Source organism: Arthrobacter sp. T2-23, assembly GCF_055398325.1.
Genome location: NZ_AP027917.1, coordinates 1,924,072 through 1,937,285 on the forward strand (window position 1 = coordinate 1,924,072; position 13,214 = coordinate 1,937,285).

The following is a 13,214-nucleotide window of genomic DNA, read 5'->3' on the forward strand; positions in this document are numbered from 1 at the left end:
TCCTCAATAGTAGTCGGCGGCACCGGCACTGCTTTTTCCGGGTCTCACGTGTGCCGCGCACCCCCTGAATCCGTCGAGGAGCATTCCATGAAGCATGACGTGACCATCGAGATCCCCAAGGGATCGCGCGTCAAGTACGAAGTCGACCACGAGACCGGCCGCGTCCGCCTGGACCGCGTCCTGTTCACCTCCATGCAGTACCCGACGCACTACGGTTTCTTCGAGAACACCCTGGGCGAGGACGGCGACCCGCTGGACGCGCTGGTGCTCCTGCAGGACTTCGATCTGCACCCCGGCGTAATCGTCGAGGCCCGCCCGATCGGCGTTTTCAACATGACCGACGACGGCGGCGGGGACGCCAAGGTCCTCTGTGTGCCGGCCGACGCCCGCTTCGACCACATCAACGAGATCAGCGATGTCAGCGAATACCTGATCAAGGAAATCGAGCACTTCTTCACCCGGTACAAGGACCTGGAGCCCGGCAAGTGGGTCAAGGCCGAGGGCTGGGGCGACCGCGCCGCGGCCGAAGCCGAACTCGAAGCCTCGATCAAGCGCTACGTCCCGGGCGCCGGACACTAGTCCCCGCCACGTCCGAACGTACCCTTGAGGCCCCCGAATCCACGGATTTTGGGGCCTCAAGTGTACGTTCGCGCTTTGCCAGCCGCGGGTCAGGATTGTGTGAAATTGTTGGTTCATGAACGCCGAGCCTGCCTTTAGTCCGCCCTGCGGCCCGGTCACCGGACGGCGCGACGGCGACGTGCTCCGGGCCATGGGCATTCCGTACGCGACCGCTGCGCGCTTCCAGCCGCCGGCCAGCGCACCCGACTGGACCGAGGTCCTCGCTGCCACCTCCCCCTCCCCCGCCTGCCCGCAGGCCCCGGTCCCGTTCCTCGATGACATCCTCGGCACCCGGTACGGCGAACTGCCCGGCAGCGAGGACTGCCAGCGGCTCTCGATCACCCTGCCGGCGGACCTGCGCGACGGCGAACGGGTGCCGGTGATGGTCTGGCTGCACGGCGGCTCCTATACCTCCGGTTCCGGGGACCTCGCGATTTTCGATCCCCAGGCCCTCGTCGCCGAAAACCGCGTGATCGTGGTCTCCGTGACGTACCGCCTCGGCCTGTTCGGCTACCTGGCCACCGGCACCGGGCGGCCCGCCAACCTCGGACTCCTGGACCAGCTCGAGGCCTTCCGCTGGGTGCAGCGCAACATCAGCGCATTCGGCGGCGATCCGGACAACGTCACGGCCTTCGGCCAATCCGCCGGCGGCGACGCCGTAGCGCACCTGATGTCGACGCCGGAGGCGCCCGCCCTGTTCCGGCGCGCGATCATCCAGAGCGCCCCGCTGGGCATCACCCGGGGCCGGGCAAAGATGAGCGCCGCGATGGGCGTGGCCGCCGAGGCCGTCACCGAAGACACCCCGGCACTGGACGTCGTCGAGATCGAAGGGCACGTCTCCCAGGTGGCCCGGAAGTACGGACTGATCGCGGCCATGCCGTTCGGCACCCAGTACGGACATGCCCCACTGCCGCCGGAGAGTGGCATTGAGGACGCCTGGAACTCGACGGCCCCCGGAATCGAGGTCCTGATCGGGCACACCTCGGAGGAGGCACGGATGTTCCTGCCGCGCAACCGCGCCGTCAGCCGCCTCGGCCGGGTCCCGCTGGTCGGGAACGCTGCTGTCAAGGCCATCAACTGGGCTGTGACCGAGGCGGTGTACGGCCGGGCGGCCCGGAGGTTTGCCCGGCGGCATGCCCGGGCCGGAGGGAAGGCCTACCGCTATGTGCTGTCCTGGGCCGCCCCGGGAAACCCCTACGGCGCCGCGCACACCGTGGACCTGCCGCTGCTGTTCGGCAACGAAAAGACGTGGGCCGGAGCCGGACTGCTCGCCGGCGTCACGTGGGAGGACATCAACGCCCAGGGACGTGAACTCCGCGCCATGTGGGCCCGCTTCGCCGCCGGCCGGGGCCTGGAGCGCCGCGGCGGGATTCCCGGCGCCCTCCGGTACCGCTCGGTCTGAACGGTGCCCGCGCTGAAACCCGGCCAGGACGGCCCGCGGTGAGGACCCTCGGCGTCGACCTCGCCGCGGCCACGAAGAAGACCGCGGCCGCCGTCGTCGAATGGGGCGATGGCGCCGCCCGCCTGAGGCACCTGTCGCTCGGCGTCGACGACGGCGAGATCGTGCGGCTCTTCGCCGCGAGCGAGCTGACCGGAATCGACTGCCCGGTGGGCTGGCCGGACGCCTTCCTGCCCTTCATCGCGGGCCACCTGGCCGGCGATGCGCAGCCCGTGCTGGACCACGACGGAATCGAGGGCCGCCGCTTGCTGGCCTACCGCGACACCGACCGCTTTGTCACCGCCCGGACCGGGCTGATCCCGCTCAGTGTCTCCGCCGACCGGCTGGCCCACCCGGCGATGCGCTGCGCCGTCATCCAGGCCAAGATCGCCCGGGACCACGGACTGCAGTCACGGGACGGCAGCGGCCGGCTGGCAGAGGTCTACCCGGCGGCGTCCCTGAAGTCCTGGGGCCTGCCGGCCCGCGGCTACAAAGGACGCGGCGGCGCGGAAACGCAGCGCCTCGGCGAGCTGCTGGACGCGCTCACGCGGGCGGCGCCCTGGCTGGACCTGGCCGGCCACGACGAGCAACTGGCCGGCTCCGACGACCTGTTCGACGCGCTCATCGCCTCCCTGACCGCCCGGGCCGTGGCGCTGGGCAGCACGCTCCGCCCCGACGCAGGGCACGCCCGGGCCGCACGCACCGAGGGCTGGATCCAACTGCCCGTCGGCGGCCTGGATGCCCTCCCCGGCCCCCGGCCGTAGCGGGCCCGCGCCCTCCGGGCAGGCTCCCGGTCGATCGCGTCGATGGCCAGCTTGAAGCGGTCAACCTTCCTCCTTGTAACCGCGCAAGTGCAGGCCCTCCTGGTTGGGTTTCCGGGGCGGCATGGCTCGGGATGCAGCCGGGGCAGGAGAACTGCCGGAACAGCTCGGCCGGCCCGGTCCGCTCATCCCACCCATCAGCCAGGTGAGTTCTCCGCACCCGTCCGTGCCGCCGGCGGCGGCGTCCACCCCATCGCAACATCCCCGGGGGCTGGAAACAAGCCCGCCGGGGCCCCGGGCAGGAGCGGCGGCGGGTCTGTTACGGGGCCGGTACCGGGTACTTGCCTCCCCTTGGGCAAACGGTAGTCTGTCATCCAGTATGTTCACGCTGACCATCAACCAAACCGACAGCCGGCGCGACGGCGACAAGGTGCCCCAGCTCCTCAAGGACCTGCGGCACATTCCGGCGCGCCTGGATTTCGACCGCTCGGTGGAGGACGAAGTGCAGGGCATCCTGGACTGCCCGCGCCAGACGGTGGAGGCCGCGCTGGTCGCCCTGCGGACCGGCGCCTGGTATGTCGGGATCGGCGTCGGCCCGGTCAACGAACCGCTGCCGAACCAGATCAAGGACGCCTCCGGGCACGGCCTGGTCTACGCCCGCCGGGCCGTGGACCGGCTGAGGAACAGCAAGGAGCGCGTGCCGGTGGCGGTGGAGGGCCCGTTCGCTGACCTGGCCGCCGAGGCCGAGGCCGTCCTGCGGCTGCTGGGCCACATCGTGCAGGGCCGCAGCGCCGCCGAGTGGCGGGTGCTGGATCTGCTGACCCCTGGCGTGCGCGGACAGCAGAAGGCCGTGGCCGAGGAACTGGGGATCACCACCCAGGCCGTCAGCAAGGCCGTGGCCCGGGCCCAGTGGAACGAGGAACACGCGGCCCGGCCGGCCGCGGCCCGGCTGCTGGCCCTGATCCTCGACGTCCGCTAGGGCACGGATCTAGCGGAGGATGCTGCGCAGCACGTGGGCGGCGCCGTCGTCGTAGACCGAGTGGGTGACCTCGTCGGCCGCGGCGATGACCTCGGCGGGCGCCTGGCCCATCGCGACGCCACGGCGTGCCCAGGTGAGCATCTCGATGTCGTTCCGGCCGTCGCCGACCGCCACCGTGCGGTGCGCCTCGATGCTCAACCGTCCGCGCAGCTGTTCCAGGGCGCTGGCCTTGGTCACGCCGGCGGCGGCAATGTCCAGCCACGCCGTCCAGCCCACGGAGTAGGTGACGCCGGCGAGGCCGACGTGCCGGATCGCCGCGTTGAATTCCTCGGGCGTGTTCTCCGAACTGAATACCACCACGCGGACGGCGGTGGCCTCCAGCATGGTCTGGAAATCGACGCCGATCGCTTCGACGCCGAAGCTGGCATCCTGGAAGCGTTCGGTGGAGAGGAAATTGCCGTTCTCGTCCTCGAGCGCGTATTTGGCGGAGGGCAGCCGCTTGCGCAGCGCACGGAGCGCGGGGCCCGGGTCGAACGTGGCCTTGTGCAGCACCTCGTAGCCGTCCGCGAGTCCGGCATCCACGCGCAGGGTCACGCCACCGTTGGAGCAGACCGCGTAGCCGTATTCGATGCCGATGTGCTCGATGATGGGCAGCGTGGCGTTGAGCGAGCGGCCGGTCGCGATCATCACCTCGTGCCCGGCGGCCACGACGGCCTGTGCGGCTTCCCGGACGGGACCGGACATGTGCCCGTCGTGGTCGACGAGGGTTCCGTCGACGTCGAGGGCGATCATCATTTTTTCGTTTGCATCTCGCTGGTCATCGTTGCCAGCGACTGAGGCTTCAGTCATTGTTGTCATTCCACAAGTAGAGCAGACACCGCCGACGCTCGCTAGGACGCGCGCCACAGCGCCGCGTGAAGTCTTGGTGAACGGCGTCTGACGGCGTCCGACGGCGTTTGGCCCGGGGACGGGTTGGCCAGAGGACGGGTTGGCTAGAGGACGGGGAGCACCGTCATGCCCCCGAGGTACTTCTGCAGCGCCGCCGGGACGTTGACCGAGCCGTCCGGGTTCTGGTGGTGCTCCAGGATGGCGACGATCCAGCGGGTCGTGGCGAGGGTGCCGTTGAGCGTGGCAACCGCGCGGGTGCCCTTGGGGGCACCCTCCTCGTTCATTACGCGTTCGCGGATGTTGAGCCGGCGGGCCTGGAAGGTGGTGCAGTTGGAGGTCGAGGTCAGCTCGCGGTAGGCGCCCTGGGTGGGGACCCAGGCTTCGCAGTCAAACTTGCGGGCAGCGGAATTGCCCAGGTCCCCTGCGGCCGTGTCGATCACACGGTAGGGCAGCTCGCACTTGGCCAACATCTCCTCTTCCCAGGCCAGCAGGCGCGCGTGTTCGGCGGCGGCCTCCTCGACCGTGGTGTAGATGAACATCTCCACCTTGTTGAACTGGTGCACGCGGATGATGCCGCGGGTGTCCTTGCCGTGTGAACCGGCCTCGCGGCGGTAGCAGGAACTCTGCCCGGCGTAGCGGATCGGGCCGCCGGTGAGGTCCAGGATTTCGTCCGCGTGGTAGCCGGCCAGGGCCACCTCGGAGGTCCCCACCAGGTACAGGTCGTCCTCCGCGAGGCGGTAGATTTCGGCGTCGTGCTTGACGTCGAATCCGGTGCCCTGCATGGTTTCCGGGCGGACCAGCGTCGGGGTGATCATGGGGACAAAGCCGGCGTCGATGGCCTGCTCCATGGCCATCTGGAGCAGCGCCATCTCCAGCCGGGCGCCCACGCCCCGCAGGAAGTAGAAGCGTGAACCGGAGACCTTCGCCCCGCGCTCCATGTCGATGGCGCCGATCAGCTCGCCGATTTCCAGGTGGTCTTTCGGCTCGAAATCAGGGAATTCGCGCGGCGTCCCGACCGTCTTGACCACCACGTAGTCGTCCTCGCCTCCGGCGGGGACGCCGTCCTCGACGAGGTTGGGAATACCGCGCAAGAGCTCCTCCTGGGCGGCCTGGGCGACGTCGGCATCCGCCGAAGCTTCCTTGACCGAGGCGGCGAGGACCTTGACCTCGGCGAGCAGCGCCTGCTTTTCCTCGCCCTTGGCCTGTGCCACCTTCTTGCCGAAGGCGTTCTGCTCGGCGCGCAGGTTTTCGAAGCGGATCAGCGCCGCGCGCCGGGCAGAATCCGCGGCGATGATCGCGTCCACCACGGATTCGTCGGCGCCGCGGGCGCGCTGGCTGGCACGGAACTTGTCCGGATTTTCGCTGAGGTCTTTTACGTCGATCACCAGATAAGAGTATCGAATCCGGGGGGTGCCTTTCGGCCGTCCTGCGGCGCCGCACGGCCGGGATAGTGTTGGAGCAACATGCGCGACTGGCTGCTCTACCTCGTCATCGCTGGGGCCCTGGTATTTGCCGTCTCCAGTTGGTGGGGTGTGCGCCGGCTGAAGGCCAAGCACACCCGCAGCGCGGTCTGGGAAGAAACGCACAATCCCGGCCTGGGTCGGCAGAAGGTCGCGGTGGTGCTGAACCCGATCAAGTCGAGGTCCGCGGAGGCCCGGGTGCTGGTCGAAAGTGCCTGCCTCGCGGCCGGCTGGGAGGCGCCGCGGTTCTTCGAGACGACCGCCGAGGACCCGGGATTCTCGCAGGCCCGGGCCGCCGTCGAGTACGGGGCCGACGTCGTCCTCGTGGGCGGCGGTGACGGCACCGTCCGCGTCGTGGCCGACGTCCTGGCGCACACCGACATCGCCATGGGGCTCCTGCCGTTGGGCACCGGAAACCTGCTGGCCCGCAACATCCACCTGGACATCGGTGACCTGCACGGCTGCGTGCAGATCGCGTTGTTTGGCCACCAGCGCTTCATCGACACCGCCCGGATGACGGTGGAGAACGCGCGGACCGGGCAGTCCGCGGACCACGCCTTCCTGGTCATCGCCGGCATCGGCATGGACGCCGAGGTGGTGGGCGACACCAATGACGGGCTCAAAAAGGCGGTGGGCTGGCTCGCCTACACGGAGGCCGGGGTGCGGCACCTTCCGGGCCGTCGCAAAAGGGTCGCCATCTCACTCGATGACCAGCCCGAACAGTCACGGAAGATCCGGAGCATCCTGTTCGCCAACTGCGGGCTGATCCCCGGCGGCATCGACTTCATTCCGCAGGCCATGATTGACGACGGCATGCTGGACGTGGTGGTGATGAGCCCGCGCAGCGCGATCGGCTGGCTGGCCATGTACTGGAAGATTGTGCTCAAGCACAAGCGGAACCTGCCGGTGATGACGTACTACCGCTCGGGCAAGATCGTGATCAAGTGCGCCGAACCGATGCCCACCCAGGTCGACGGCGATCCGTCCGGCGAGGCCACAACGGTCACCGTCCAAGTGGCACCCGGCTCACTGCTGGTCCGGGTCAAGGAAGGCGTCGGCCGGGAAGACACGCCGTAACGCTAGCTGGCTTCCTTCTTGGCGTCGGCTGCCTTCTCCGCTTCGGCGGACTTTTTCGCCTCCGCGGCCGCCTTGGCGGCGCGGGCCTCGGACTGCTCGCGGATCATCGCCTGCTCCTCCTCGAAGCGCAGCCGGTCCGCCCGGTCGGCGTCGTCGCCGTCCCAGTCCTGGTTGTCAGCCGTCGGCTTGGGATTCACGATCATTCCCTGGCCGTCATTCTCTGTGCTGGTGCCTGACATGGCCCGCTCCCTCCGGTGGACTACCCCAATATGGATCAGGCAAGCATACGCACAGTTTCCAAGGGGTGGAAGTGCCGGATGAGGCATTTGTCTACGCTGTGGGCGAAGCCTCCGGGTTATATTCCTGCACCACAGATGCCCCGCTGAGAATGTCTTCGACCCAGGCGTGGGCCGCCCGGAATGCCTGGTCGGAGGTGTGCGGCGCGACGTCGGCGCGCTGGCCGTCCGCCCGTCCGTAGGAGCCCAGGAAGCGTGTGGCCGGGCTGATCCGGTGCAGCCCGGCAAGGGCGTCGGCCACGCGGGCGTCGCCGACGTGGCCGTCCGCGTCGATGCTGAAGAAGTAGTGGCCCAGGTACTGCCCGGTGGGCCGGGACTCGATCCTGCTCAAGTTCACGCCGCGGGTGGCGAACTGGTCGAGGATTTCCATCAGGGCGCCAGGCCGGTCCTCCGGCAGCGGGACCACCACGGTGGTCTTGTCCGCCCCGGTCCGTTCCGGCAGGACGCCGGGGCGGCCCACCAGCACGAAGCGGGTCACGGCGCCCGGGTTGTCGCCGATGTTCTCGGCCAACACCGCCAAGCCCGGTTGCTCGGCAGCGACGATGGGCGCACAAATCGCGGCGTCGTAGTGCGGGTCTTCCTCCAACAGGCCCATGGCGGCGGCCGCGGTCGAGGATCCCGGGATATATTCAGCGTCCGGAATATTGTGGTCGACCCAGAGCCGGCACTGTGCCCAGGCGTGGCCGTGGGTGGAGATCCGGCGGATGTCCTCGATCCGGACGCCGGGCCGGGCAACGAGCACAAAACTGATGGGCACGAGTGCCTCGCGGAGGATCCGAAGCTCCTGCCCGGTGGCGATCGCGTCCAGGGTGGCGGTGACCCCGCCCTCCACGGAATTCTCGATCGGAACCATCGCCGCGTCGGCGGATCCGTTGCGGACCTTGTCCAGCGCCGTGTTGACGTTCGAGGAGGGGATCCGGACGGCATCCGCCGCCCCGGGCACCTGCATCAACGCGGCCTCGGTGAACGTGCCTGCGGGGCCGAGGAAGGTGTAGGTGACAGGGGAATCGGGCATCGGCTTGTCCTTCGGTTACAGGATGACGGGCTTGAGCCCGTTGTCGGAGACGAGCGGCAGGCCGTTCTCAAGCCATTGGTCCATGCCGCCGGCGACGTTCAGCGCGGAGTAGCCGTGGCCTACCAGCCACTGCGCGGCGCGGAAGGAACGGCCGCCGGTGCGGCAAATGATGTAGAGGTCCTCGTCGGGGTCAAGTTCGTCGAGCCGGGCCGGGAGCTGGTCCAGGGGGATGTGCAGGGCACGCTCGGCATGGCCGGCCGCCCACTCGTAGTCCTCGCGCACGTCCAGAAGCCTCGCGGCTTCCGGAATGTCAGAAACGGTCACGGTGTCGATGTCGCTCATGGTCGTCCTTTCCGCTGGAACCACGTTTGCATCCAGCGTATCGCCAGCGGTTGGAGGCGTCCCCAATCACGCGGCACGTTACGCTTCTGGAGAGCGCAAAGGAGCCCCTTGGCTGAGATTCACGAACTGTCCGCCGTCGCGCTCCGGGATGCCCTGCGCTCCGGCGAGCTCTCGGCCCGCCACGCCGCTGCGCACTTCCTGGACCGCATCGCCAACGAAAACCCGCACCTTGGCGCGTTCATCACGGTCACCGCGGAGCAGGCCCTCAAGGATGCCGCCGCCGCGGACAGCCGCCACACCGTCGCGGCCAACGACGGCGACCCGGCCCTGCCGCCGCTGCACGGCATGCCGACGGCCTTCAAGGACCTGACCGACGTCGCCGGCGTCGTCACCACGCACGGAAGCGCCGCCCTGGAACACAAGCCGGCCCCGGCCGACGGCGCCCTGGCCGCCACGCTCAAGAACGCCGGCGTCGTCTCGCTGGGCAAGACGCAGGTCCCGGAATTCGGACTGACGGCCTACAGCGAGAACCGGATCGCTCCGCCGTCCCGCAACCCGCACGCGCTGAGCCGCAGCTCCGGCGGATCCTCGGGCGGCAGTGCCGCCGCAGTCGCCGCCCGGCTGCTGCCCTTCGCGCCGGGATCCGACGGCGGGGGCTCCATCCGCATTCCCGCCGCGGCGTGCGGGCTGGTGGGCCTGAAACCGGGCCGCGGGCTGGTCCCGGCCGGGGAAAGCACCGGAGACCCTGCCAGGCTGGTCGTGGCTGGCCCGCTGGCCCGCTCCGCGGCGGATGCTGCCCTGCTGCTCGACGCACTCGTCCCGCCGGAGAAGGCACCTCAGGCCGTGGGGCATGCGCCGGGGCAATCCGCCGGTCGCCGGGCCAGCTACCTGGAACTGGCCCGGCAGGATCCGCCGCGGCTGCGGATCGGCGTCAGCCTGAACAGCCCGTGGCAGGCGGTCTTCCCCGTCACGCCCGAACGCGAGGCCCTCGACGCCCTGGCGGCGGGAATCCGGCTGCTCGAGGCTGCCGGCCACGAGACCGGCGAAGCCGCCATCCGGTACGACAACCGCTACCCGGGCGCGTTCACGACAGCCTGGACGGCCGGCGTCGGCAGCGCCCGCATCGCACCGCAGCGCGAGGCGCTCCTGACCCCGCTGACCCGGACATTCCGGCGGCGCGCCCAGCAGCGCAGCGCAGCCAAACTGGACGAGGCCCTCGGGTTCCTGCGGCAGTTCGAGCGGGACACGGTTGCGCAGTACGCCGCCTGGGACCTGGTCCTGAGCCCGGCGCTGGCGCAGACGCCGCGTCCGGTGGGCTGGTTCACCGGCGCCGCGCACGGGGACGGCTACTGGCCGGCGGCCGAATGGGCCACCGACGCGGACGACGACTACCGCAAGCAGTGCGAGTTCGCGCCGTGGTCGTCCCTGGTCAACGTCTGCGGGCTGCCAGCGATCAGCATTCCGGTGCACTGGACCGGCGGCGCCCCGGGTTCGGGCGTGCCGATGGGCATCCAGCTGGTGGGCCCCAGCGGGTCCGAAGGGCTGCTGCTCCAGGTGGCCGCGCAGCTGGGTTTCTAGGTAGCAGGCGGCCGGGATTTCCCGGGCCCCCGTTGCTTGGGGTTTACTGGTGCCGACGCGGGTCAACGACAGGAGAGCGATCGATGAAGATCACCGGAGCAGTGCTTGAGGAAATCGGCCGCCCCCGGCCCTTTGCCGAGTCCAAACCCATCAGCATCGCGGAGCTGGAACTCTCTGCCCCCGGGCCCACGGAAATCCTCGTCCGCCTCGAGGCTGCCGGCATCTGCCACTCGGACCTCAGCGTTGTCGACGGGAACCGGGTCCGGCCGGTGCCCATGCTGCTGGGACACGAAGCCGCCGGCCGGGTGGTCGAAGTCGGCGAGGACGTCACCGACCTGGAGCCCGGCCAGCGGGTGGTCATGTCCTTCCTGCCGCGCTGCGAGAAGTGCGCCAACTGCGCCGCGGACGGCCGGCTCCCCTGCACCGCCGGCTCCAAGAGCAACGGCGAGGGCAGCCTGCTGCACGGTTCCATGCACCTCAGCCGCGGCGGCGAGACCGTCTACCACCACCTCGGCGTCTCCGGGTTCGCCACCCACGCCGTGGTGGACCGGGCCTCCGCGGTACCCGTCGGCGACGATATCCCGGCGGACATCGCCGCCGTCCTCGGCTGCGCGGTCCTCACCGGAGGCGGCGCCGTGCTGAACGCCGCTAAACCCCGGCCCGAGGACAGCATCATGATCGTCGGGCTCGGCGGCGTCGGCATGGCCGCGCTGATCACCGCCGTCTCCCAGGGCGTCTCCCGGATCGTGGCCGTGGACACCCTGGCGGAGAAGCTGGAGCACGCCCGCCGCCTCGGCGCGCACGAAACGTACACCCCGCAGCAACTGGCCGAACATGGCGTCAGGGCCAAGTTCGTCGTCGAGTGCGCCGGCAGTGCCCGGGCGTTCGAAACCGCTTTCGCCGCGACCGAGGCCGGCGGCACCACGATCACGGCCGGGCTGCCCTCCCCGGACTCCCGTGCCCAGCTGTCCCCGCTGACCATCACGGCCGAGGCCCGCAACATCGTCGGCAGCTACCTCGGCTCGGCGGTGCCGGCGCGCGACATCCCCAAGTACGCGCAGCTCTGGCGGGACGGGAAACTGCCGGTCGAGGAGCTCATTTCGTCCCGGATCGCCCTGGCGGACATCAACCAGGCCATGGACCAGCTCGCCGACGGCAAGGCGGTCCGCCAGGTCATCATGTTCGACGCCGGATAGCCGGCCGCTGGGCGGCGAAACACCTTTGGATTGACTTGCCCCGGGCCGCCGCGGATGTGACAATCGCGCACCGCAATGTCAGCATTAAGTAAATGAGCACAACTCATTTAGCCAATCCCCCCGCTACAACGCCGGGCGATACCTCGTTTTTTGGCCACCCGAAAATGCTGGCCAGCCTCTTCTCCGTAGAAATGTGGGAGCGCTTCTCCTTCTACGGAATGCAGGGGATCCTTCTCTACTACATGTACTTCTCGGCCGCCGAGGGTGGCCTTGAGATCAACAAGGTCCTCGCCGCGAGCCTGGTCGGCGCCTACGGTGGCGGCGTCTACCTCTCGACCATCCTGGGCGCCTGGCTCGCTGACCGGCTCTTCGGTTCCGAGCGTGTGCTGTTCGGTTCCGCCGTCATGATCATGGCCGGCCACATCGCCCTCGCCCTCATCCCGGGCGTGCCGGGCCTCGTTGCCGGCCTCGTGCTGGTGGGCGTGGGTTCCGGCGGGCTGAAGGCCAACGCCACCGCCCTGGTGGGAAGCCTGTACCGCGAGAAGGACGAACGCCGCGACGCCGGGTTCTCCATCTTCTACATGGGCATCAACGCCGGCGCCCTGATCGGCCCGCTGGTCACCGGCTGGCTGCAGGAGAGCCAGGGCTTCCACTGGGGCTTCGGCGCCGCCGCCGTCGGCATGGCCGTGGGCCTGGGCATCTATGCCCTCGGCCGCAACAAGCTCCCCGAGGAGGCGCACCGGGTTCCCAACGCGCTGCCCGAGGCAGAACGCACCAAGTACGGACTGATCTTCGCCGTCATCGCCGCGGTCATCGCCGTGCTGCTGGCCACCGGCCTGGTCAACGCGGACAACCTCGCCATGTCCATGGCGTACGCCGCCATCGGCGCGTCGGCCCTGTACTTCGTCCTGATCTTCAGCAGTAAGAAGGTCAACGCCACCGAACGCGGCCGCGTGGCAGCGTTCATCCCGCTGTATATCGCCTCCGCCGCGTTCTGGGCCCTCTTCCAGCAGCAGTTCACCTTCATTGCCGTGTACTCGGAGGAGAAGCTGGACCGGAACCTGTTCGGCTGGGAAATGCCGGCCGCCTGGGTCCAGTCCATCAACCCGGTCTTCATCATCATCTTCGCCGGTGTCATGGCAGCCCTGTGGACCCGGCTGGGACGCAGGCAGCCCGGTTCGGCGCTGAAGTTCTCGATCGGCCTCTTCGTGATGGGACTCGCCTTCCTGGCGTTCATCCCGCTGGCCGGCGGGGGCAAGACGCCGCTGCTGGCGCTGGTGGGGATCCTGCTGCTGTTCACGCTCGCGGAGCTGTTCCTCTCCCCCATCGGTCTCTCGGTGACCACCAAGCTGGCCCCCAAGGCCTTCCACACGCAGATGGTGGCCCTGTTCTTCCTCTCGGTCTCGCTGGGCACGACCCTGGCCGGGATGCTCTCGGGCCTCTACAACCCCGACGACGAACTGCCGTACTTCATCGGCGTCGGTGGCACGGCCATGCTCCTGGCCGTCGGCCTGGCCGCGGCTTCGCCTGCCATCAAGAAGCTCATGGGCGGCGTACGCTGAGCTA

General features: G+C 69.3%; 13 protein-coding genes. 8 read left to right on the forward strand and 5 right to left on the reverse strand.

What is annotated here, in order from left to right; all coding sequences use genetic code 11:
• Window positions 1–87 precede the first annotated feature (87 nt).
• The 4 genes from ACZ5Z0_RS08840 to ACZ5Z0_RS08855 all read left to right on the forward strand — a co-directional run bounded on the left by ACZ5Z0_RS08840 (window position 88) and on the right by ACZ5Z0_RS08855 (window position 3,796).
• Window positions 88–579 (forward strand): inorganic diphosphatase, encoded by a 492-nt coding sequence (locus ACZ5Z0_RS08840; protein ID WP_138767805.1) that lies wholly within the window; start codon window positions 88–90, stop codon window positions 577–579.
• A gap of 115 nt (window positions 580–694) precedes the next feature.
• On the forward strand, window positions 695–2,020 hold the full coding sequence (locus ACZ5Z0_RS08845) for a carboxylesterase family protein (protein WP_464108080.1): 1,326 nt from the start codon (window positions 695–697) through the stop codon (window positions 2,018–2,020).
• Window positions 2,021–2,058: 38 nt separating this feature from the next.
• Window positions 2,059–2,820 (forward strand): DUF429 domain-containing protein, encoded by a 762-nt coding sequence (locus ACZ5Z0_RS08850; RefSeq protein WP_464108081.1) that lies wholly within the window; start codon window positions 2,059–2,061, stop codon window positions 2,818–2,820.
• A gap of 376 nt (window positions 2,821–3,196) precedes the next feature.
• Entirely contained in the window at window positions 3,197–3,796 is a 600-nt protein-coding gene (locus ACZ5Z0_RS08855; RefSeq protein WP_464108082.1) for a hypothetical protein, read from the forward strand.
• A gap of 9 nt (window positions 3,797–3,805) precedes the next feature.
• Here ACZ5Z0_RS08855 and ACZ5Z0_RS08860 read toward each other — a convergent pair whose 3' ends face one another.
• Together ACZ5Z0_RS08860 and serS are read right to left on the reverse strand one after the other, a co-directional pair.
• Entirely contained in the window at window positions 3,806–4,654 is an 849-nt protein-coding gene (locus ACZ5Z0_RS08860) for an HAD family hydrolase (protein WP_464108083.1), read from the reverse strand.
• A 134-nt stretch (window positions 4,655–4,788) separates the two neighbouring features.
• On the reverse strand, window positions 4,789–6,069 hold the full coding sequence (gene serS / locus ACZ5Z0_RS08865; RefSeq protein WP_464108084.1) for a serine--tRNA ligase: 1,281 nt from the start codon (window positions 6,067–6,069) through the stop codon (window positions 4,789–4,791).
• 78 nt (window positions 6,070–6,147) lie between these two features.
• Between serS and ACZ5Z0_RS08870 the strand changes: the two genes are divergently transcribed.
• Window positions 6,148–7,221, forward strand: coding sequence for a diacylglycerol/lipid kinase family protein (locus tag ACZ5Z0_RS08870; protein ID WP_464108085.1), 1,074 nt, complete (start codon window positions 6,148–6,150; stop codon window positions 7,219–7,221).
• 2 nt (window positions 7,222–7,223) lie between these two features.
• Here the strand turns inward: ACZ5Z0_RS08870 and ACZ5Z0_RS08875 are convergent, their stop codons facing one another.
• The 3 genes from ACZ5Z0_RS08875 to ACZ5Z0_RS08885 all read right to left on the reverse strand — a co-directional run bounded on the left by ACZ5Z0_RS08875 (window position 7,224) and on the right by ACZ5Z0_RS08885 (window position 8,874).
• Window positions 7,224–7,460, reverse strand: a complete 237-nt coding sequence (locus ACZ5Z0_RS08875; protein ID WP_464108086.1) for a hypothetical protein — start codon at window positions 7,458–7,460, stop codon at window positions 7,224–7,226.
• 91 nt (window positions 7,461–7,551) lie between these two features.
• Window positions 7,552–8,532 (reverse strand): prephenate dehydratase, encoded by a 981-nt coding sequence (pheA, locus tag ACZ5Z0_RS08880; RefSeq protein ID WP_464108087.1) that lies wholly within the window; start codon window positions 8,530–8,532, stop codon window positions 7,552–7,554.
• A gap of 15 nt (window positions 8,533–8,547) precedes the next feature.
• Complete coding sequence (locus tag ACZ5Z0_RS08885) at window positions 8,548–8,874, reverse strand: rhodanese-like domain-containing protein (protein WP_138767815.1); 327 nt, start codon at window positions 8,872–8,874, stop codon at window positions 8,548–8,550.
• Between the two features lie 108 nt (window positions 8,875–8,982).
• On the opposite strand from ACZ5Z0_RS08885, the gene ACZ5Z0_RS08890 reads away from it, so the two are divergent.
• The 3 genes from ACZ5Z0_RS08890 (at window position 8,983) to ACZ5Z0_RS08900 (ending at window position 13,210) form a co-directional block, all read left to right on the forward strand.
• Entirely contained in the window at window positions 8,983–10,452 is a 1,470-nt protein-coding gene (locus ACZ5Z0_RS08890) for an amidase (RefSeq protein ID WP_464108088.1), read from the forward strand.
• An 83-nt stretch (window positions 10,453–10,535) separates the two neighbouring features.
• A complete protein-coding gene (locus tag ACZ5Z0_RS08895) occupies window positions 10,536–11,648 on the forward strand; it encodes an alcohol dehydrogenase catalytic domain-containing protein (protein WP_464108089.1) in 1,113 nt (370 codons plus the stop codon).
• 92 nt (window positions 11,649–11,740) lie between these two features.
• Window positions 11,741–13,210 (forward strand): peptide MFS transporter, encoded by a 1,470-nt coding sequence (locus ACZ5Z0_RS08900; RefSeq protein ID WP_464108090.1) that lies wholly within the window; start codon window positions 11,741–11,743, stop codon window positions 13,208–13,210.
• The last annotated feature ends 4 nt before the right edge of the window (window positions 13,211–13,214 follow it).